Annotated in this window: 19 protein-coding genes; 13 read left to right on the plus strand and 6 right to left on the minus strand. The window is 54.8% G+C overall.

Translation table 11 applies throughout. The features are described 5' to 3' along the window. Window positions 1-152 precede the first annotated feature (152 nt). Entirely contained in the window at window positions 153-1,814 is a 1,662-nt protein-coding gene (locus tag ABGA49_RS06760; protein WP_061492408.1) for a putative transporter, read from the plus strand. Here ABGA49_RS06760 and ABGA49_RS06765 read toward each other — a convergent pair. Next, a complete protein-coding gene (locus ABGA49_RS06765; RefSeq protein ID WP_061492409.1) occupies window positions 1,782-2,528 on the minus strand; it encodes a GntR family transcriptional regulator in 747 nt (248 codons plus the stop codon). The two genes, ABGA49_RS06760 and ABGA49_RS06765, sit on opposite strands and share 33 nt — an antisense overlap. Window positions 2,529-2,748: 220 nt before the next feature. Here ABGA49_RS06765 and ABGA49_RS06770 point away from each other — a divergent pair, with 220 nt between their 5' ends. The 5 genes from ABGA49_RS06770 (at window position 2,749) to ABGA49_RS06790 (ending at window position 7,612) form a co-directional block, all read left to right on the plus strand. Continuing rightward, the gene (locus ABGA49_RS06770) at window positions 2,749-4,362 is read left to right on the plus strand and encodes an alpha-glucoside-specific PTS transporter subunit IIBC (RefSeq protein WP_347665336.1); all 1,614 of its coding nucleotides are present in this window, start codon (window positions 2,749-2,751) and stop codon (window positions 4,360-4,362) included. Beyond that, entirely contained in the window at window positions 4,362-5,684 is a 1,323-nt protein-coding gene (locus tag ABGA49_RS06775) for a 6-phospho-alpha-glucosidase (RefSeq protein WP_061492411.1), read from the plus strand. Before ABGA49_RS06770 ends, ABGA49_RS06775 begins: the two co-directional genes overlap by 1 nt. 106 nt (window positions 5,685-5,790) lie before the next feature. Further along, window positions 5,791-6,138 carry a YidH family protein gene (locus ABGA49_RS06780; RefSeq protein ID WP_061492412.1) on the plus strand — a complete coding sequence of 116 codons (348 nt, stop codon included), beginning with the start codon at window positions 5,791-5,793 and terminating at the stop codon, window positions 6,136-6,138. Beyond that, window positions 6,128-6,478, plus strand: coding sequence for a DUF202 domain-containing protein (locus tag ABGA49_RS06785; RefSeq protein WP_061492413.1), 351 nt, complete (start codon window positions 6,128-6,130; stop codon window positions 6,476-6,478). Before ABGA49_RS06780 ends, ABGA49_RS06785 begins: the two co-directional genes overlap by 11 nt. 9 nt (window positions 6,479-6,487) lie before the next feature. After that, complete coding sequence (locus tag ABGA49_RS06790; RefSeq protein WP_347665337.1) at window positions 6,488-7,612, plus strand: anaerobic sulfatase maturase; 1,125 nt, start codon at window positions 6,488-6,490, stop codon at window positions 7,610-7,612. A gap of 1 nt (window position 7,613) precedes the next feature. Here ABGA49_RS06790 and ABGA49_RS06795 read toward each other — a convergent pair whose 3' ends face one another. Further along, window positions 7,614-8,930 (minus strand): D-serine ammonia-lyase, encoded by a 1,317-nt coding sequence (locus ABGA49_RS06795; protein WP_347665338.1) that lies wholly within the window; start codon window positions 8,928-8,930, stop codon window positions 7,614-7,616. 161 nt (window positions 8,931-9,091) lie between these two features. Between ABGA49_RS06795 and ABGA49_RS06800 the strand changes: the two genes are divergently transcribed. Continuing rightward, window positions 9,092-10,180, plus strand: coding sequence for a cellulase family glycosylhydrolase (locus ABGA49_RS06800; protein ID WP_170933824.1), 1,089 nt, complete (start codon window positions 9,092-9,094; stop codon window positions 10,178-10,180). Here ABGA49_RS06800 and emrD read toward each other — a convergent pair. The 3 genes from emrD to tisB form a co-directional block, all read right to left on the minus strand. Then, window positions 10,083-11,267 carry a multidrug efflux MFS transporter EmrD gene (gene emrD, locus ABGA49_RS06805; protein ID WP_347665339.1) on the minus strand — a complete coding sequence of 395 codons (1,185 nt, stop codon included), beginning with the start codon at window positions 11,265-11,267 and terminating at the stop codon, window positions 10,083-10,085. The genes ABGA49_RS06800 and emrD overlap by 98 nt on opposite strands. A gap of 177 nt (window positions 11,268-11,444) precedes the next feature. Further along, window positions 11,445-12,278, minus strand: coding sequence for a DMT family transporter (locus ABGA49_RS06810; protein WP_088236971.1), 834 nt, complete (start codon window positions 12,276-12,278; stop codon window positions 11,445-11,447). A gap of 119 nt (window positions 12,279-12,397) precedes the next feature. Next, complete coding sequence (gene tisB, locus ABGA49_RS06815) at window positions 12,398-12,487, minus strand: type I toxin-antitoxin system toxin TisB (RefSeq protein ID WP_061492416.1); 90 nt, start codon at window positions 12,485-12,487, stop codon at window positions 12,398-12,400. A 512-nt stretch (window positions 12,488-12,999) separates the two neighbouring features. Between tisB and ivbL the strand changes: the two genes are divergently transcribed. The 3 genes from ivbL to ilvN all read left to right on the plus strand — a co-directional run bounded on the left by ivbL (window position 13,000) and on the right by ilvN (window position 15,180). Further along, window positions 13,000-13,098 carry an ilvB operon leader peptide IvbL gene (gene ivbL / locus ABGA49_RS06820; RefSeq protein ID WP_134319157.1) on the plus strand — a complete coding sequence of 33 codons (99 nt, stop codon included), beginning with the start codon at window positions 13,000-13,002 and terminating at the stop codon, window positions 13,096-13,098. Between the two features lie 105 nt (window positions 13,099-13,203). Further along, a complete protein-coding gene (gene ilvB, locus ABGA49_RS06825) occupies window positions 13,204-14,892 on the plus strand; it encodes an acetolactate synthase large subunit (RefSeq protein WP_061492417.1) in 1,689 nt (562 codons plus the stop codon). A gap of 3 nt (window positions 14,893-14,895) precedes the next feature. Beyond that, a complete protein-coding gene (ilvN, locus tag ABGA49_RS06830; protein ID WP_061492418.1) occupies window positions 14,896-15,180 on the plus strand; it encodes an acetolactate synthase small subunit in 285 nt (94 codons plus the stop codon). Between the two features lie 33 nt (window positions 15,181-15,213). Here ilvN and ABGA49_RS06835 read toward each other — a convergent pair whose 3' ends face one another. Beyond that, window positions 15,214-16,011 (minus strand): DeoR family transcriptional regulator, encoded by a 798-nt coding sequence (locus tag ABGA49_RS06835; RefSeq protein WP_061492419.1) that lies wholly within the window; start codon window positions 16,009-16,011, stop codon window positions 15,214-15,216. Window positions 16,012-16,227: 216 nt separating this feature from the next. Between ABGA49_RS06835 and rbsK the strand changes: the two genes are divergently transcribed. From rbsK to ABGA49_RS06850, 3 genes are all read left to right on the plus strand, one after another. Beyond that, window positions 16,228-17,148 carry a ribokinase gene (gene rbsK, locus ABGA49_RS06840; protein WP_347665340.1) on the plus strand — a complete coding sequence of 307 codons (921 nt, stop codon included), beginning with the start codon at window positions 16,228-16,230 and terminating at the stop codon, window positions 17,146-17,148. 86 nt (window positions 17,149-17,234) lie between these two features. Continuing rightward, window positions 17,235-18,551 (plus strand): L-fucose:H+ symporter permease, encoded by a 1,317-nt coding sequence (fucP, locus tag ABGA49_RS06845; RefSeq protein WP_061492421.1) that lies wholly within the window; start codon window positions 17,235-17,237, stop codon window positions 18,549-18,551. 10 nt (window positions 18,552-18,561) lie between these two features. Beyond that, complete coding sequence (locus ABGA49_RS06850) at window positions 18,562-19,575, plus strand: aldose 1-epimerase family protein (RefSeq protein WP_347665341.1); 1,014 nt, start codon at window positions 18,562-18,564, stop codon at window positions 19,573-19,575. Window positions 19,576-19,608 lie beyond the last annotated feature (33 nt).

Consider the following 19,608-nt stretch of genomic DNA (forward strand, 5'->3'; position numbering starts at 1 on the left):
TTATGCGCGCCGTTTGTACCAATATCCTCCTTCCCCCGCATTGACGCTATCACGAGAGGCAACAAAAGCCGCGCGCTTTGTGCGCCATCACCCATACAAGCACGGCTGCCTCTGCCAGAATCGAAATAGTCATCATGTGGAAGGAAGCATTCATGAGTGATATCGCGTTAACAGTAAGCATACTGGCGCTGGTCGCGGTTGTCGGTTTGTGGATCGGTAATGTGAAGATACGCGGCGTCGGTTTTGGCATTGGCGGCGTGTTATTCGGTGGGATCATTGTCGGGCACTTTGTTGACCAGTTGGGTGTACCCTTAAGCAGTCCGATGCTCCATTTCGTGCAGGAGTTTGGTCTGATCCTCTTTGTCTATACCATCGGCATTCAGGTGGGGCCGGGTTTTTTTGCCTCTTTGCGTGTTTCTGGTCTGCGGCTCAATTTGTTTGCCATTCTGATTGTTATCCTCGGCGGCCTGGTGACCGCTATCCTGCATAAAATTTTTGCCATTCCATTACCAGTGGTGCTCGGTATTTTTTCCGGCGCGGTCACTAACACGCCAGCGCTCGGGGCCGGGCAGCAGATCCTGCGCGATTTGGGCGTACCCGGCGCAGCGGTTGATCAAATGGGGATGAGCTATGCGATGGCCTACCCGTTTGGGATTTGCGGTATTTTGCTGACCATGTGGCTGTTGCGGGTGCTGTTTCGCGTCAACGTTGAGGACGAAGCGCGGCAGCATGACGCCACCCTGAGTCACGGCACGTCGCTTATCCGCACCATCAATATTCGCGTCGAAAACCCGAACCTCAACAATATGGCGATTCAGGATGTGCCCATTCTCAACAGCGATAAAATCATCTGCTCGCGGTTAAAAAGGGCTGATTTGCTGATGGTGCCCTCGCCCACGACACTGATTCAGTCCGGGGACTTGCTACACCTGGTCGGGCTGCCAGCAGACCTGCACAACGCACAACTGGTCATCGGCCAGGAGGTGGACACCTCGTTGTCGACACGCGGGACGGATTTACGCGTTGAGCGGGTGGTGGTGACTAACGAGAAAGTGCTGGGGAAAAAAATCCGCGACCTGCACTTTAAAGAGCGGTACGACGTGGTGATCTCCCGGCTTAATCGTGCGGGGGTGGAGCTGGTCGCCAGTAGCGATGCTGGCCTGCAATTTGGCGACATTCTCAATCTGGTCGGCCGTCCGTCGGCTATTGAAGCGGTGGCCAATGAAGTCGGCAATGCGCAGCATAAACTGCAACAGGTGCAAATGCTGCCGGTGTTTATCGGTATCGGGCTGGGGGTGTTACTGGGCTCAGTACCGGTTTTTGTGCCGGGTTTTCCGGTCGCACTGAAATTAGGTCTGGCGGGCGGCCCGCTGATTATGGCGCTGATCCTCGGGCGTATTGGCAGCGTAGGCACGCTGTACTGGTTTATGCCGCCGAGTGCTAACCTGGCGTTGCGTGAGCTGGGGATTGTGCTGTTCCTGGCGGTGGTTGGGCTGAAATCCGGCGGTGATTTCATCGCCACGCTGACGCATGGCGATGGGCTGAACTGGATGTGTTACGGCATTTTTATCACCGCCATTCCGCTGATCACCGTTGGCGTACTGGCGCGGATGCTGGCGAAGATGAACTATCTGACCCTGTGCGGCATGCTGGCGGGGTCAATGACCGATCCCCCTGCGCTGGCCTTTGCTAACGGCCTGCATGCCACCAGCGGGGCGGCTGCGCTCTCCTATGCCACGGTGTATCCGTTGGTGATGTTTCTGCGCATTATCACCCCGCAGCTACTGGCGGTGATCTTCTGGGGGCTGGGGTAAGGACATATCAGGGTGGATGCGCCGTAGGTGGTAATCCACCTGGTAATCACGGGTATTGCGGAACATGACGGAATAGTTGAGAAACTCGCCGCTGTCGCTGTAGGACAGAGAGGTAATACGCAGCAGCGGCGTGTGTTCTTCAACATTAAGTACCATTGCTACCTGTTTATCCGCCAGCACCGGCGTCAGGCTTTCGTAATTGCCGCTGATGGAAATACCGCACTCCTTCTCGATATAGTCGAATTTAGACCCTTCGAGATGCGCCAGCGAGAGAGTGCGGAACAGCTTCACCGGCATATAGCTATCTTCCAGCATTAAGGGTTTGCCTTCGACATAGCGCACCCGGCGCGAAAAGTAGATCCGCTCATTAATTTGGATGCGTAACTGGCTGGCGATAGCGGGCGGCGCGGGCATCACTTCAAACAGCAGCACCTGGCTGTGTACCTCCTTCCCCTGTTGACGCAGTACTTCCACCAGTCCGGTCAGATTGGTGGTTTCGTGGTGTACATCTTTGCGCGTCACGTAGGTGCCACTGCCGTGGCGGCGCACCACCAATCCCCAACCTACCAGCAAGTCGATCGCCTTGCGGATGGTCATCCTCGCCACGCCAAATTCCAGCGCCAGTATTTTTTCACCAGGCAGCGGGCTGCCAATGTGGTAATCCGACGAATTCAGCCGCAGGCGTAATCGTTCGGCAATGGATTTATAGATCACCTGTAGACCTCTTTAGGGGCATAACGCCGGGAATAGGGGGTGAGCCTGTCTATTTTTATGATGAAAAGTAGACCTGACAGAGCCAAATAAAACCATGAGGGCTATCACGGATCGCAGCGGCGCACCCTGCTCGCACTGAAGCAAATTCTTATGCTCATTTCAGGCCAATACACCATAACAAGGCCTCTACCCCTACAGGTTGTTCAATGAGGATTTGAAAATGCTCAGTCAAATACAACGTTTTGGCGGCGCCATGTTTACCCCGGTGTTGCTGTTTCCCTTCGCCGGTATGGTGGTTGGGATCGCTATCATGCTGCGCAACCCGCTGTTCGTCGGGGAAGCACTGACCGCACCCGACAACCTCTTTGCGCAGATCGTTCACATTATTGAAGAAGGCGGCTGGGCGGTGTTTCGTAATATGCCGTTGATTTTCGCCGTCGGTTTACCCATTGGCCTGGCGAAGCAGGCCCAGGGCCGCGCCTGTCTCGCTGTGTTGATTAGCTTTCTGACCTGGAACTATTTTATTAATGCCATGGGGATGACCTGGGGCCATTTCTTTGGTGTCAACTTTGCAGCAGACCCTGTTACCGGTAGCGGATTAACACTGATTGCCGGTATTAAAACCCTTGATACCAGCATTATCGGCGCGATCGCTATTTCCGGCCTTGTGACGGCGATACATAACCGCTACTTCGATAAACCATTGCCGGTCTTCCTCGGCATTTTCCAGGGGACATCGTTTGTGGTGATTATCGCATTCCTGGCGATGATCCCCTGTGCCTGGTTAACGCTGTTGGGCTGGCCGAAAGTGCAACTGGGTATTGAGTCGTTACAGGCGTTCTTACGTTCCGCCGGGGCGCTGGGCGTGTGGGTCTACACCTTCCTGGAGCGCATCCTGATCCCGACCGGGCTGCATCACTTTGTTTATGGGCCGTTTGTTTTTGGTCCGGCGGCAGTGGAAGGCGGCATTCAGGTGTACTGGGCGCAGCATTTACAGGAATTTAGCCAGAGCACCGAAGCGTTGAAAACCCTCTTCCCGCAAGGTGGTTTTGCCCTGCACGGTAACTCGAAAGTGTTCGGTTCCGTCGGTATTGCGCTGGCGTTGTGGTACACCGCATCGCCGGAAAACCGCGTTAAAGTTGCAGGCTTACTGATCCCCGCCACGCTCACGGCAGTGCTGGTGGGCATTACCGAACCGCTTGAGTTTACCTTCCTGTTTATCTCCCCGCTCTTATTTGCTGTTCACGCCGTGCTGGCCGCCAGTATGGCGACGGTGATGTACAGCTTTGGCGTGGTGGGCAATATGGGGGGCGGCCTGCTTGACCAGTTCTTACCGCAGAACTGGATCCCCATGTTTCATAACCATGCGGCGATGGTGCTGACACAGATTGGCATCGGTCTCTGTTTTACCGCGCTCTATTTCCTGGTTTTCCGCACGCTGATTGTACGCCTCAACCTCAAAACGCCGGGGCGGGAAGCGAGTGAAGTGAAGCTCTACAGCAAAGCGGACTATAAAGCAGCGCGAGGTCACACCACGGCTCCGGTTGCGGCGCAAACGAGCCAGGCTGCTGGTTTCCTGAAAGCACTTGGCGGCACGGCGAATATTGAAAGCATTAACAACTGTGCAACACGGTTACGTATCACGCTGAATGATATGGCGAAAACCGACAGCGACGATGTTTTCAAAGCGCTGGGCGCGCATGGCGTAGTGCGGCGCGGTAACGGCATTCAGGTGATTGTCGGGCTGCATGTTCCTCAAGTGCGTGAACAGCTTGAATTCCTTATGAAAACCCCTGTAACGAACGAACTATCCACTCTGTCGGAGGCTGTATAATGAAAAAATTCTCTGTGGTAATCGCCGGCGGCGGTAGCACCTTTACACCGGGTATCGTCCTGATGTTGTTGGCTAACCGCGATCGCTTTCCTCTCCGCGCGCTTAAATTTTATGACAACGATGGCGCGCGCCAGGAAACCATCGCCGAGGCCTGTAAAATTATTCTCCGTGAGCAGGCACCGGACATCGACTTTAGCTACACCACCGATCCGAAAACCGCCTTTAGCGATGTGGATTTTGTCATGGCGCATATTCGCGTGGGCAAATACCCGATGCGCGAAAAAGACGAGAAAATCCCGCTGCGCCACGGTGTGGTGGGGCAGGAAACCTGCGGTCCGGGTGGGATCGCTTACGGTATGCGTTCTATTGGCGGCGTACTGGAGCTGGTGGATTATATGCAGCAGTATTCGCCCAATGCCTGGATGCTCAACTACTCCAACCCGGCGGCGATTGTCGCGGAAGCAACCCGTCGCCTGCGCCCACAGGCGAAAATCCTCAATATCTGCGATATGCCTATCGGCATCGAAGGCCGGATGGCGCAGATAGTCGGCCTGCCCGATCGTAAAGCAATGCGGGTGCGTTACTACGGGCTTAATCATTTTGGCTGGTGGACATCGATTGAGGATCAGAACGGCAACGATTTAATGCCGAAATTACGCGAATATGTCGCGAAAAATGGTTATGTTCCACCCGCAAAAGATGAACATACCGAAGCGAGCTGGAACGACACTTTTGCCAAAGCAAAAGATGTCCAGGCGCTGGATCCGGATACCATGCCGAACACCTACCTGAAGTATTACCTCTTCCCGGATTACGTTGTCGCTCACTCTAACCCTGAACGTACCCGTGCGAATGAAGTGATGGATCACCGTGAAAAACAGGTTTTTAGTGCATGCCGCGCGATTATTGAAGCGGGGAAATCATCTGCCGGTGAGCTGGAGATCGACGAACATGCGTCTTACATCGTTGATCTGGCGACCGCCATTGCCTTTAACACCCAGGCGCGAATGCTATTGATTGTGCCGAATAACGGCGCGATCCATAACTTCGACGCCGACGCGATGGTGGAGATCCCTTGCCTTGTGGGGAAAAACGGCCCGGAACCGTTGACGGTCGGCGATATTCCACACTTCCAGAAAGGGTTGATGAGCCAGCAGGTGGCGGTGGAGAAACTGGTGGTGGACGCCTGGGAACAGCATTCCTACCAGAAGTTGTGGCAGGCTCTCACCCTGTCGAAAACCGTCCCCAGCGCCTCTGTCGCCAAAGCCATCCTTGATGATTTGGTAGAAGCAAACAGAGATTACTGGCCTGAACTGCATTAATCCTCGCGACCGGCATCATCAGGATGCCGGTCCTTTACGTGAAACGTGTCGAAAAAAACGGTCGTATCCGCTACTTTGTTGACCAGAACCACAACAAGGAGCCCCCATGAAGATCTCCCGCGTCGGCGAAGCGCCGGATTATCGCTTCTCGCTGGCTAACGAGCGCACCTTTCTGGCATGGATCCGCACGGCGCTGGGCTTTCTGGCGGCGGGCGTGGGTCTGGACCAACTTGCCCCGCAGTTTGCCACCCCCTTGATCCGCGAAGTGCTGGCGCTGTTGCTGTGCCTGTTTTCCGGTGCTCTGGCGCTGTACGGTTATCTGCGCTGGCTACGTAATGAGAAAGCGATGCGCCTGAAAGAGGATCTGCCTTACACCGGAGCGTTACTGGTCATCAGTGTTGCTCTGCTGATGGTGGCGCTGGTAGTGATGGGGCTGGTGTTCTATGGCGGGTAGCCGTAAGGCCCGCCGTGAGGGCGATCCCGGGCTGCAACCTGAACGCACGTCGCTGGCGTGGCTGCGCACGTTATTTGGCTATGGCGCGTTGATGGCGCTGGCGGTTCGACACAACTGGCAGCACTCCGGTATGCCATTCTGGATCTCGCTGGCCGTGCTGGCGCTGGCGGCGGGTTTGCTGTGGCGCTATACGCGCAAACGTATCGTCATGGATGTTGAAAAAGATGATTTTGCCCAGGCGGGCGCAATACGTGACAAATTATTGATCTCCCTCGCGGTGCTCTCCCTCGCGTTACTGTTTGCTGTAACCCATATACGCCAGCTACTTCTATTTCTTTGAGGAGATTGCATGCCAGGCTGTCACGTTATGGCCAAGCCCGCCAGTTCGCGCTGCAACCTTAACTGCCGTTACTGTTTTTATATTGAAAAACAGCAGCAAAGCGTTATGGACGACGCCACGCTGGAGGCATTTATCCGCCAGCAGATCGCGGCTCAACCCGACAACGCCATTGTGCCGTTTGCCTGGCAAGGTGGGGAACCGACACTCTGCGGGCTGGATTTTTTCCGCCGCGTTGCCGCGTTGCAAAAGCAGTACGCTGACGGCAAACGTATCGAAAACGCCTTTCAGACCAATGGCCTCTTGCTGAACGACGACTGGTGTCGCTTTTTTCGCGAGCATGGCTGGCTGGTGGGGATTTCCATTGATGGCCCGGCGGATTTGCATGATGCCTATCGCGTTAATCGCAGCGGTAAACCTTCGCATCATCATGTCGTGAATGCCATCCAGTTGCTGGTGAAACACCGGGTTGAGTTCAATCTGCTGTGCGTCGTCAATGCGCTGAATAGCCAGCAGCCGCAACGCCTGTACCGCTATTTACGCAGTCTTGGCACGCCATTTTTGCAATTTATCCCGCTGGCCGAACAGGATGCGCAGGGGCAATTAACCGCTGAGTCGGTGAGCGGCGATGCGTGGGGAACCTTCCTGAATACGGTGTTTGATAGATGGGCGCTGGACGATATTGGCCGGGTGTACGTCCAGCTTTTTGATTCGACGCTGGGCGTGTGGAGCGGCTACCCATCGCAAATGTGCACGTTTGGTGAAACCTGCGGCCATGCGCTTGCACTGGAGGCCAATGGTGATATGTATGCCTGCGATCACTATGTCTACCCTGATTATCACCTGGGCAATCTGCATCAGATCCCGATTAGCGAGATCAATGCCAGCCGCGACGCCACGGCTTTCGGGCAGAGCAAAAAAACCACCCTCAGCGATGAGTGTCGCCACTGCGAAGTGCTGCGGTTTTGCCAGGGCGATTGCCCGAAGCACCGTATCCAGCGGGGAAAGAGCGCGTTGTGCGAAGGCTATCGCCGTTTTTTCAGCCACACCGCGCCGCACATGCGCGTGATGCGTGACCTGCTTCGCCAGCGGCGTTCCCCAATGGAGTTGATGGCAATTCTGCGCAAATCGGGCTGATTTATCGCGCTGTTGCCAGATACTGTGCCATCTCGTCAGCAGGCACCATACCGCCGCCGGTCGCCCATACCAGATGCGTGGCCTGTGTGAGTTGACTGTTGCTGAACCCGTGTAGCCGATGGTAAGTCGTATCGGTGCAGATCTGCTGTGGCCCGGCCATCCCTGCCAGTGCCGAGGGCTCCAGTTGAATGCCCTCTTCCTGCGCCAGCCAACTGAGCAGGCTATAAAGCGTGCGATCATCGACGGTGTAGAAACCATCCAGCAGGCGCTCCATTGCGCGACCGACAAAGCCGGAGGCGCGCCCTACCGCCAGTCCATCGGCGGCAGTCAGGTTATCTATCCCCAGATCCTGCACGGCAATGCCGTCATGCAAGCCGGTATAAACCCCTAACAACATGCACGGGGAGTGCGTCGGTTCTGCGAAAATACAGTGTACATCATCGCCAAAAGCCAGTTTCAGACCGAATGCCACACCACCGGGGCCGCCGCCAACGCCGCAAGGCAGATAGACAAACAACGGGTGCGCGCGATCGACGACTTTACCGAGGCGGGTAAATTGATCTTTGAGGCGCTGCCCGGCGACGGCGTAGCCTAAAAACAGCGTGCGCGAGTTTTCATCATCGATAAAAAAGCAGTTTGCATCGTTTGCCGCCGCCAGCCGCCCTTGTTCAACGGCGACACCGTAATCCTCTGCGTATTCCACTACCTTCACGCCGTGGCTGCGCAATTTGGCCTTTTTCCACGCCCGCGCATCGGCAGACATATGCACAGTGACGTTAAAACCGAGGCGCGCGCTGATGATGCCAATCGACAGGCCGAGGTTGCCGGTGGAGCCGACGGCAATGCTGTACTGGCCGAAAAAGCGTGCGAACGCCGGCGACAACAGCTTGCCGTAATCATCCTGTTCACTCAGTAACCCGGCGGCAATAGCGAGTTTTTCTGCGTGCGTCAGAACTTCATAAATGCCACCCCGGGCTTTGATCGAACCGGAAATCGGCAAGTGGCTGTCTTTTTTCAGCCACAATTCGCCGGTCACTGCCGGGCCAATACGGCGCTGCATCGCGGGGATCGGCACCACCTCCGATTCAATAATGCCCTGGCTTACGGCTGTTTCCGGAAAGGCCTGCGCCAGAAACGGCGCAAAACGGGCAAGACGTGCGTGTGCGTCGTGAACATCTTGCGCACTCAGGCCAACATGCGGCAAAGCCTGCGCAACAGAGGTAGTATTAGGGTTAAACCAGCGCGTTTCTTGCAGGTCGATCAGTTGCTTAACCAGCGGGTACTGCTGGATGAGTTTCTCAATATCGGCGTTTTTCATCGGTTCACTTTTGTCGGGAGTGGATGCGTAAAGAAAACAGGAATACGCTGTGGGCGCAAGTATGGAGAGTCAGTGAGAATTTATTACGCTTTGGCGCTACACCTGGGGCGCCAAAGCATGATAAATACATGTAATCACCCCTAATTTTCGCAAGGTCAACTGTGTTAAAGCCACTGATTACTGCTGTTATGTTGCTGGCGACAACCCCTGCGTTTGCCGCCGATACTCCGCTAACGGCGGCGCATTACGCGCAACAGTTAGGGGTGGGAATGGACGTCGACTGGGCGCGCACTGACCGCGGTATCCGCGAATTTGATCCATTGATTGTGCGCGACTTTTATAACGTTGGGATCCGCCATGTCCGCATTCGTGTGGCTGACCCGATGACGGAAGCACGCTTAATCCACCTGCGTAAACTGGTGGAAGCTTGTGAAGAGTACGGTGTGATCCCGGTGATCTCCTACCAGGCAGATAGCTTTAAAGCCGACCCGGATGCAAAAAACGAAGCTCAACTGGTGGCATGGTGGAGCACTGTCGCCACGTTTTTTGGCACAGATCACCCGATGCTCGGTTTTGATGTCATTTATGAACCGGCCGATAAACTCAACCATGATTTGCCTGCGCTCAACCGCGCCTATGAAAAAGTCGTCAAAACCCTGCACGATATCGATCCCCAGCGCATGATTTTTATTGCGCCGCGTATGCGTGCAGCACCGGAAGACCTGACTTCTCTGAAGTTGCCAGCACGCAGCCAGAGTTATTTACTGGCGGAGTGGCATATCTTCCCGTGGGGACCGCTGAAAAATAACGGTAAATACCCGTGGACGTCGGGCACGGCGGCGGAGAAAGCAGCGATCCGCGGGCGCATTAACCTTGCGCTGCACTGGCAGCAGAAAACCGGTCATGCCAGCTGGGTTGGGGGATGGGCGGTAGGTGAGTCGATGAAAAGCATGCCCACGGAGTCGCAAATGGCGTTCGCCAACTTTATGGCTTGCGAATTGAGTCGGGCGAAAATCCCTTATGCCATTAATGCGGACACGCAGTTTTACGATGGCGAAGAGGGTGCATGGCGGCCCGCGCCGGAGCCGCTGCTGAAAGTGATGATCACGCCGGAGTGTGAAAAGCCCGACGTGAAGCCGGGCCACCATGAAGCTAGATCATCTGCTCATGGCGCGCAGAGCGCGACGCCAGCGGTAGCCAGCACAACAGAATCAAAAGAGCCGCCAGCGTCATCAGCATCCCAAGGCTAAACTGGCCGTTTTGCGGCAGTTGGGCTGACAACCACGCCAGACCACCGGAGCCGATGTTCTGTAAGCCGCCGACCAGCGCACCGGCAGTGCCTGCCAGAAACGGGAAGGGCTCCATTGCGCCGCTGGTCGCCAGAGGGAACAGCATCCCGGCACCGAAGAAGAACAGTGCAGCGGGAACCAGTAGCGTCCAGATGGTCATCACCCCAAACCAGCCGGGGATCCACATCATTAACCCGGCCGCCAGGCAACTGATCACCGATTGCCACATCAGGGAAGAGAAACGTTTGTTCTGCCGACCGGCAAACCACGCGCCGAAAAACGCCGCCGGGATTGGCAGAATAAACAGAATGCTTACCGTCATGCTGTTGAGACCTAATACGCCGCCCATCAATACGCCGGAGCTGGCCTCAAACACCGCAATCCCCGCCAGTCCGCCAATCAGCATCAGCAGATAGCAGTTAAATGCGGTATTGCCGAACAGGACCTTGTAGCTGTCCATCAGTCGCATGCGTGGCGCTTCGGTGGGCCGGGTTTCCGGCATCCAGCGCGCCATGCTGAAGGTCACCATCGCGCACAGCGCCAGCAGGAAAACAAAACAGGCGCGCCAGTTCACCAGCGTATTCAATACCCCGCCGATTAACGGCGCCAGTAAAGGACTCACCAGGATGCCCATATTCAACAGGCTGTTGGCATGCCGCAGTTCGGTACCGGCGTAAAGGTCGCGCGGCAACGTTCGAGCCATCACACCGCCGACGCCGGTACCGACGCCCTGAAGCGCGCTGGCGAGGATTAGCACCGTTAAGCTGTGGGTGGTGATGGCAATCACCGTCGCCAGCATAAAGATGGTCATCCCGGCGAGGATCACCGGGCGACGCCCGATGCGGTCCGCCAGCGGACCATAAAAAAGCTGTGATACGCCGTAGGTCAGCAGGTAGGCCGCCATCACGCTTTGCACCGCTCCTTCACGGACATTCAGGTCGTGTGCCATATCGGCAATGGCCGGAATATAAATGGTTTGCGCCATCTGTCCGACGGCGACCAGGAGCACCAGCATCAATAACAAATTGACGTTTCTCTGCCTTTTCATTTCGCTGATTACTTTTAGAAAATGGGAAATTAAAGAATATGTTGCTGCTATACAGCCTTAATGCGAGAGGAATCTACCACAGTAAGATGACAGAACCACTATGGAAGGCAGCAAAGACAACGCTGCATCAGGCAGGATTTGTAAACAATATTCGGCAACTTTTGTTGCCAGTTTGCATCATGAAAGGCGCAACAAAATAGCGCCGGCGGCAATGCCAAACGCTGCGGCTATGCGCAGTCCGGCGACGTTCTCTTTTAACAGCACAAAGGCGATAACCGCGCCGAACAGAATCGACGTTTCGCGCAGTGCGGCCACCACCGCCAACGGCGCTTGCGTCATGGCCCACAGGGCCAGCCCATAAGATCCCATGGTGCCAATACCGCCAGGCAGACCTATTTTCCAGTTGGCAACCAGATAACGGCTCACCGCTTGCCGCCGCGCCAGCATTGCCCAACACAACAAGCAAAATCCGTTGAGGAAAAAGGTCCACAGTGAGTAACCCAGCGCAGATCCCGCGAGGCGCACGCCGGTACCGTCTACCAGCGTATACCCGGCAATAAAGCAGGAGTTGAGCAGCGCCAGCCAAATTCCTTTGCGTGACTGGTTTCGCCCATTAAACGCCATGCCGAGAATGGAGAGGCAAACCACGGCAATCCCTCCCCATGCGGTGAAGGAAAGCGAATCGCCCAATATCAGCACGCTTATCACCGCCACCAGCAATGGTGCAGTGCCACGCATCAGGGGGTAGGTCTGGCTCATGTCTGAAACCTGATACGTTTTTGCTACCAGTACGGTGTAAACCACCTGCAACGCGCAACTTGCCGCGAGATACGGCGCGCTGGCAAGGTCAGGTTGGGGGGAAAAGGGGAGTAAAATCAGCGCAATGAATGACGCAGAGCCACTTACGGCGATAGCAGAATAGAGTTTATCGCTGCCTGCTTTCACAATGGCGTTCCAGCTTGCGTGTAGCAGGGCGGCGAACAGCAGAATGCAGAAAACAGAAAAAGTCATAATGGGTTGCGTCAGTGGAGTGTCAGCAAAAGGTAACATGCTGCTGTGCATTGAAGCCAGATGACGGGTGTTAAAGAGGGGCGGTTTCCCGCCCCTCTTTTGTGCGGCTTGAACCTGAATTACCGCAGGTATTTCAGGACGGCATCAAGCAGTTGCAGTAACGCAACAATGAGTTTCAGGATCAGAATCGTCATCTCCATTCCGCCCATACGCTTCTCCTCGGGTTAAGGAGCACCGGCTGACGTACCTTTCCGCTGCCTGTTGTCAGCCTTGTTGTTGGCGTAACGCAGTGTGCTCTCATTAGGGTTAAGGTACTGACGGCACCACCCGTTTCAGCCAGGACTTTATCTGCGCCGTAGAACAGCGGCCCCCACACACCGATTACAAGGTCAGTATATATTAATACTGTTTATATATACAGTATTATCTGGACGATTTTCGCGCCGTGAACCATAATGAATGCGGGGTAAACCGCCCGAAAATTGCGCGAATACTAAAATTGCCGTATAGTTTCGCTGTTGACGTAACGCAGTGTGTTTTGCGGCGACCAACCGCGAAAACCTGTTAAAAACCTCGCTCCGGCGGGGTTTTTTGTTTTCATGCCCTGTGCAAACAAACGTGATCTATGGCTCACTTTTCTGCCGGTGCGTAAAAAGCAGTTGTCGGCGGCTAAAACCTGTGCTTGTATAAATCCTGTTAACTTATGACAGACAGGTCCCTAATGAACACTTCCACGATGTCGATGAACCTACTAAAAACCGCGCATAACGCCGCGGTGGTCGTCGTGCGTGTGGTGGTGGTCGTCGGCAATGCGCCGTAGGGTCCGGAACAACACACGATTCCAAAACCCCGCCGGCGCAAACCGGGCGGGGTTTCTTGTTTTAGCCTCCCTGGAAAGTCGGCCCAGAACAATAAGGACTGGAGCATGGCAAGTTCGGGCACAACATCACCATCGACGCGCTACACCGGCGCGCAACTGATAGTTCATTTACTGGAACGTCAGGGCATTACCACGGTAACGGGTATCCCTGGTGGTACGGTTCTCCCCTTATACGACGCATTAAGTCAGAGTAAGCAGATCCGCCATATCCTCGCCCGTCACGAGCAAGGGGCCGGATTTATCGCCCAGGGCATGGCCCGCACGCAGGGAAAACCGGCAGTATGTATGGCCTGTAGCGGGCCGGGTGCTACCAATCTGGTGACTGCCATCGCCGATGCGCGCCTCGACTCTATTCCGCTGATTTGCATTACCGGCCAGGTTCCGGCTTCAATGATTGGCACAGATGCCTTTCAGGAAGTCGACACTTACGGCATCTCTATCCCCATCACAAAACATAACTACCTGGTGCGCGACATTGCCGAACTGCCGCAGGTGATCAGCGATGCGTTCCGCATTGCGCAGTCCGGTCGTCCTGGCCCGGTGTGGATAGATATTCCTAAAGATGTGCAGACCGCAGAAATCACCTTGAGCGAATTGCCGGAAGCGGGCGGTAAAGCCCCTGCACCTGCGTATAATGCGCAAAGCGTGCGTGACGCCGCTGACATGATTAATGCCGCGCAGCGCCCGGTGTTGTACCTGGGCGGCGGGGTGATTAACGCGCCGGAACAGGTTCGCCTGCTCGCGGAGAAAGCCAATCTGCCGACCACCATGACGCTGATGGCGCTGGGCATGCTGCCGAAGCAACATCCGTTGTCATTGGGCATGCTGGGTATGCACGGCGCGCGCAGTACCAACCATATCCTGCAGGAAGCGGATCTGCTGGTAGTGCTGGGTGCGCGTTTTGATGACCGGGCGATCGGTAAAACTGAGCAGTTCTGTCCGAACGCCAATATCATTCATGTGGATATCGACCGTGCGGAGCTGGGGAAAATCAAGCAGGCGCATGTGGCTATCCAGGGGGATGTGGGCGAAGTGCTGGATGCGTTGATCCCGCACGTGGAAGCGCAGTCGCGTCATAGCTGGCGCAACCTGGTGGCGCAGTTACAGCAGGAGTTTCCGGGCAACATTCCTCAGGCGGGCGATCCGTTAACCCACTATGGGCTGATCAACGCGGTTGCCGCGTGTGTGGACGATGAGGCCATTATTACCACGGACGTTGGTCAGCATCAGATGTGGGCGGCGCAGGCTTATCCGTTGAACCGCCCACGCCAGTGGTTGACGTCTGGCGGTCTGGGAACCATGGGCTTCGGTTTACCCACCGCGATCGGTGCTGCACTGGCGAACCCGACGCGCAAGGTTATTTGCTTCTCCGGTGACGGTAGCCTGATGATGAACATCCAGGAGATGGCCACCGCTGCGGAAAACAATCTGGATGTGAAAATCATTCTGATGAATAACGAAGCGCTGGGGCTGGTACACCAGCAGCAGAGCCTGTTCTACAAACAAGGCGTGTTTGCGGCAACCTATCCGGGAATGATTAATTTCACCCAGATTGCCGCCGGTTTTGGTCTGCATACCTGCGATTTAAACGCCGTTGCCGATCCTCAGGCGGCCTTGCAGGCGATCATTGATCGTCCCGGCCCCGCACTGGTCCATGTACGCATCGACCCGCAAGAAAAAGTGTACCCGATGGTGCCGCCAGGCGCGGCGAATACAGAAATGGTGGGGGAATAAGCCATGCATGCAACTGATAACGTCATTCTTGAACTCACCGTGCGCAACCATCCGGGCGTCATGACTCACGTCTGCGGGTTGTTTGCCCGTCGGGCATTTAACGTGGAAGGCATTCTCTGTTTGCCGCTACAACGTGGTGAGCAGAGCCGCATCTGGCTACAGGTCGCTAACGATCAGCGTCTGGAGCAGATGATCAGTCAGATAGATAAACTCGAAGACGTGGTGCAAATCATCCGTCACCCGACCGATCCCGGTGTGTTTAATAAGCTTGGCCTGTTTTTCGAGTAACCGTGGACGTAACCCGGTGCCTTGTGCACCGGGTCAGAGGGTCGCTTCGCTGTCGGAATCCGGTGTAATCACTTTCACAAACGCATTGCGGCAGTGCGCCGGGTACTCTGGCGGCAGCGGCCGATCGCTCACCAGCACGTCAAACGCTGAAAGCGGGGCAATGCTGGCAGGCGCCACTTCATCAAACAGTGCGTAACGCGCCAGTAAAATTTTGCGCATGCCGTGCGCCATCGCTTTGCGCTTGATGGGTAAATCATCAATGTTGAACCAGGTTACGCCATAGTGTTCATGCACGCCGCTGGCGGAAATAAAGGCTTTGCGCGGATTCAACGCATCCAGCAACGAGTGGTTGTCCGGCGCATAGAAGGCATCGCTTTTAGCGCGATAGGTACCGCCGCATAACATGGCGGTGGCGTTCGGTTTGGCGTTCAGCGCCATAAACACCTGGTGGGAATAGCAAATGCCGGTAAAGGTGATTTCATCCGGTATCATGCTGATGACCAACGGCATTTCCGGTCCGTTATCAAAGAAGACCAGATCGTTTTCGTTCACCAGTCCGGCGGCCAGGATGGCGATCGGTAAATCATCTTTATGGTGCGGGCGAGCAGCAATAGCGTTCGTCGCTGGGGTGGGAGCGGCTGGTTTATTCACCATCACAATGTAACCACCCAATAGCGCCAGCGGCAGCGGTTCATCTTCCTGGCTGAAATCCCGGCGGATCGTCATCACCGACACTTCCAGCATCCGCGCTGCGTCTTTCAGGTGGATACGGTCCGTCTTTTTCAGCAGTTCCACCAGGCGGCGGATACGCTCTTTTTGCTTGGTTTCCATTCAGTTGTTCTCCTGCTCACCTCTTATGTTTCTATAGTAACATTTAAATGTTCGTGCTGGATATGTGCTTAATCCGAGGATATGCAGTAACTGTGACGAAAGTGGCAGGCAAAGCCGGATCCCGTAATCGCGAGCGGAGTCACAAATGATACTAAAATAACATGATAATGTTACGATAATATCATTGTTATGTGATTGTTTCAGAGAGGGACTAAAATGGATATCGCCGTTATTGGCTCCAACATGGTGGATCTCATCACCTATACCCATCAGATGCCGAAAGAGGGAGAAACGCTGGAAGCACCTGCCTTCAAAATTGGCTGTGGCGGCAAAGGCGCAAACCAGGCGGTTGCCGCAGCGAAACTCAACTCGAAAGTGTTGATGCTGACCAAAGTGGGCGATGATATTTTTGCCGACAACACCATCCGCAACCTCGAGTCCTGGGGCATTAACACCACCTATGTTGAGAAAGTCCCCTGCACCAGCAGCGGCGTCGCGCCGATTTTTGTTAACCCTAACTCCAGTAACAGTATTTTAATTATCAAAGGGGCGAACAAATTTCTTTCTCCGGAAGATATTGATCGCGCTGCGGAAGACCTTAAAAAATGCAAACTGATTGTGCTGCAACTGGAGGTTCAATTAGAGACGGTTTACCACGCGATTGAATTCGGTAAAAAACATGGCATCGACGTATTATTAAATCCGGCACCGGCACTGCGTGAATTAGATATGTCTTATGCCTGCAAGTGTGATTTCTTTATACCGAATGAAACTGAGCTGGAAATTCTTACTGGCATGCCGGTGGATAATTATGACCGTATTCGTGTGGCGGCCCGCAGCCTGATTGATAAAGGGCTGAACAATATTATTGTCACTATGGGGGAAAAAGGCGCACTGTGGATGACCCGCGATCGTGAGTTGCATATTCCGGCCATAAAAGTGAATGCTATTGATACCAGCGGCGCTGGTGATGCGTTTATCGGCTGTTTTGCCCACTACTATGTACAAAGCGGTGATGTGGAAACCGCCATGAAGAAGGCCTCACTCTTCGCCGCGTTCAGCGTGACGGGTAAAGGCACACAATCATCTTACCCGAGTATTGAGCAGTTTAATGAGTTTCTGACGTTCAATGAATAATCACGCCTGAATTATTGCGGCTGTGTTTAATAAAATACAGCCGGTAATACCTCAGGCCGGTACCCTGCAAAATTAAAGGTAGCACTATGAACGAAAAAAATATCGTTCAGATGCCCGATGGCTATCTGAATAAAACGCCATTGTTCCAGTTTATTCTGTTATCCTGTTTATTCCCGTTATGGGGATGTGCCGCTGCATTAAATGACATATTAATTACACAGTTTAAAAGTGTTTTCTCATTAAGTAATTTTGCTTCAGCATTAGTACAGAGTGCATTTTATGGTGGTTATTTCTTAATTGCCCTTCCGGCCTCGCTGGTTATCAAAAACAGCAGTTATAAGATGGCGATTTTAATCGGCCTGACGTTGTATATCGTGGGTTGTACGCTGTTCTTTCCTGCCTCTCATATGGCGACCTACACCATGTTTCTGGCGGCGATTTTCGCCATTGCCATCGGTCTGAGTTTTCTTGAAACCGCCGCCAATACTTACAGTTCGATGCTGGGGCCAAAAGCGCAGGCCACGTTGCGTCTGAATATCAGTCAGACCTTCTACCCGATTGGTGCGGCATCCGGCATTTTGCTGGGGAAATATTTGGTGTTTTCCGACGGCGATAGTCTGCAAAAACAGATGGCGGGCATGACGCCGGAGCAGATCCATCACTTTAAAGTCCTGATGCTGGAAAACACCCTCGAACCGTATAAGTACATGATTATGGTGCTGGTTGTGGTGATGGCGCTGTTTATGTTCACCCGCTTCCCGGCATGCAAAGTGGCGCAGACCGCCGCACATAAACGCCCGTCTGCGCTGGACACGCTGCGTTATCTGGCAACCAATAGCCGCTTTCGTCGTGGGATCCTCGCGCAGTTTCTGTATGTGGGGATGCAGGTTGCTGTCTGGTCATTCACCATTCGTCTGGCGCTGGAACTGGGGGATATCAACGAGCGCGATGCCTCGAACTTTATGGTGTACAGCTTCGCCTGTTTCTTTATTGGCAAGTTTGTCGCCAACATGTTGATGACGCGTTTTAACCCGGCGAAAGTCCTCATTATGTATGCGATCGTTGGCGCGCTGTTCCTTGCCTATGTTGCGCTGGCGCCGAGCTTCAGCGCGGTCTATGTAGCGGTGGCGGTCAGTGTGCTGTTCGGACCCTGCTGGGCGACCATCTATGCCGGTACGCTGGATACGGTGGATAACGAACATACCGAAATGGCGGGCGCGGTGATTGTGATGGCAATTGTCGGCGCAGCCGTGGTGCCAGCGGTGCAGGGATACGTGGCGGATATGTTCCACTCGCTACAGCTCTCGTTCCTGGTTTCTATGCTGTGCTTTGTCTACGTCGGTGTTTATTTCTGGCGTGAGAGTAAAGTGCGCCGTGAACTGACCGAAGCGACGGCTTCTTAAGGAGATGATGATGACCACACGTCTGGCGCTCTGGCGTGAGTTGTTTACTGCGCAGCCGCGCATCCTTCTGGAAAACCGTGACTTTACCGTCAGCGCGTTTCGCTATCCGGGCGGAATTGAAGCGCTGAAAATGGAGAATGCCCGCGGCCATCTGCTGGTGCTGCCCTGGCTGGGGCAGATGATCTGGGATGCGTATTTCGATGATCGATCCCTGACCATGCGTAACATGTTCAGCCAGCCGAAACCGGCACAGCAGATTGTGGAAACCTACGGCTGCTTTGCGTTCCACTCCGGGCTGCTGGCGAACGGTTGTCCATCACCGGAAGACACGCACGCCCTGCACGGTGAAATGGCGTGCGCATCGATGGACGAGGCCTGGCTGGAGCTGGAAGGGGACACGCTCCGCCTGAGCGGGCGCTATGAGTATGTGATGGGGTTTGGCAATCACTATCTGGCGCAGCCGTCGGTGGTGCTGCGCAGCAACAGCGCGTTGTTTGCTATTGAGATGGCGGTGACTAATCTGGCGTCTGCCCCGATGCCGCTCCAGTACATGTGTCATATGAATTACGCGTATGTACCCCAGGCAACGTTCAGTCAGAACCTGCCGGAAGACGCATTGACGCTGCGCGAGTCGGTGCCAGCACATGTGAAACCAACGGAGCAGTGGCTGGCTTTTAACCGCCGTTTACAACAGGGTGAAGCCACGCTGACTGCACTGACGCAACCGGCGTTTTACGATCCGGAAATCGTCTTTTTCGCCGATAAGCTCGACCGTTACACCGATGTGCCGACCTTCCGGATGCACGGCCCGGATGGCGTAACGTATCTGACGCGTTTTTCCAGCCGTGAGTTTAACTATGCTACCCGCTGGATCCTTTACAACGGCGACCAGCAGGTGGCGGCCTTTGCCCTGCCTGCCACTTGTCGCCCGGAAGGATTCCTTGCGGCGCAGCGCAATGGCAGCTTGCTGACGTTGGCGCCAGGGGAAACGCGGCAGTTCCACGTCACAACCGGTATTGAGTAACCCTCTCGTTGATGCGCCCGTGATCCGGGCGCG

The sequence above is a fragment of the Kosakonia sp. WA-90 genome, from assembly GCF_039871955.1.
Taxonomy (GTDB): Bacteria; Pseudomonadota; Gammaproteobacteria; order Enterobacterales; family Enterobacteriaceae; genus Kosakonia; species Kosakonia oryzendophytica.

Excerpts from the sequence above, each read along its gene's own strand:
- tisB (WP_061492416.1), bottom strand. The coding sequence starts at position 12,487 with ATGGGCGGAATGGAGATGACGATTCTGATCCTGAAACTCATTGTTGCG.
- fucP (WP_061492421.1), top strand. The coding sequence starts at position 17,235 with ATGAACGAAAAAAATATCGTTCAGATGCCCGATGGCTATCTGAATAAA.
- emrD (WP_347665339.1), bottom strand. The coding sequence starts at position 11,267 with ATGAAAAGGCAGAGAAACGTCAATTTGTTATTGATGCTGGTGCTCCTG.
- ABGA49_RS06770 (WP_347665336.1), top strand. The coding sequence starts at position 2,749 with ATGCTCAGTCAAATACAACGTTTTGGCGGCGCCATGTTTACCCCGGTG.
- ABGA49_RS06810 (WP_088236971.1), bottom strand. The coding sequence starts at position 12,278 with ATGACTTTTTCTGTTTTCTGCATTCTGCTGTTCGCCGCCCTGCTACAC.
- ABGA49_RS06760 (WP_061492408.1), top strand. The coding sequence starts at position 153 with ATGAGTGATATCGCGTTAACAGTAAGCATACTGGCGCTGGTCGCGGTT.
- ABGA49_RS06775 (WP_061492411.1), top strand. The coding sequence starts at position 4,362 with ATGAAAAAATTCTCTGTGGTAATCGCCGGCGGCGGTAGCACCTTTACA.
- ABGA49_RS06850 (WP_347665341.1), top strand. The coding sequence starts at position 18,562 with ATGACCACACGTCTGGCGCTCTGGCGTGAGTTGTTTACTGCGCAGCCG.
- ABGA49_RS06780 (WP_061492412.1), top strand. The coding sequence starts at position 5,791 with ATGAAGATCTCCCGCGTCGGCGAAGCGCCGGATTATCGCTTCTCGCTG.
- ABGA49_RS06790 (WP_347665337.1), top strand. The coding sequence starts at position 6,488 with ATGCCAGGCTGTCACGTTATGGCCAAGCCCGCCAGTTCGCGCTGCAAC.
- rbsK (WP_347665340.1), top strand. The coding sequence starts at position 16,228 with ATGGATATCGCCGTTATTGGCTCCAACATGGTGGATCTCATCACCTAT.
- ABGA49_RS06795 (WP_347665338.1), bottom strand. The coding sequence starts at position 8,930 with ATGAAAAACGCCGATATTGAGAAACTCATCCAGCAGTACCCGCTGGTT.
- ivbL (WP_134319157.1), top strand. The coding sequence starts at position 13,000 with ATGAACACTTCCACGATGTCGATGAACCTACTAAAAACCGCGCATAAC.
- ABGA49_RS06835 (WP_061492419.1), bottom strand. The coding sequence starts at position 16,011 with ATGGAAACCAAGCAAAAAGAGCGTATCCGCCGCCTGGTGGAACTGCTG.
- ilvN (WP_061492418.1), top strand. The coding sequence starts at position 14,896 with ATGCATGCAACTGATAACGTCATTCTTGAACTCACCGTGCGCAACCAT.
- ABGA49_RS06785 (WP_061492413.1), top strand. The coding sequence starts at position 6,128 with ATGGCGGGTAGCCGTAAGGCCCGCCGTGAGGGCGATCCCGGGCTGCAA.
- ilvB (WP_061492417.1), top strand. The coding sequence starts at position 13,204 with ATGGCAAGTTCGGGCACAACATCACCATCGACGCGCTACACCGGCGCG.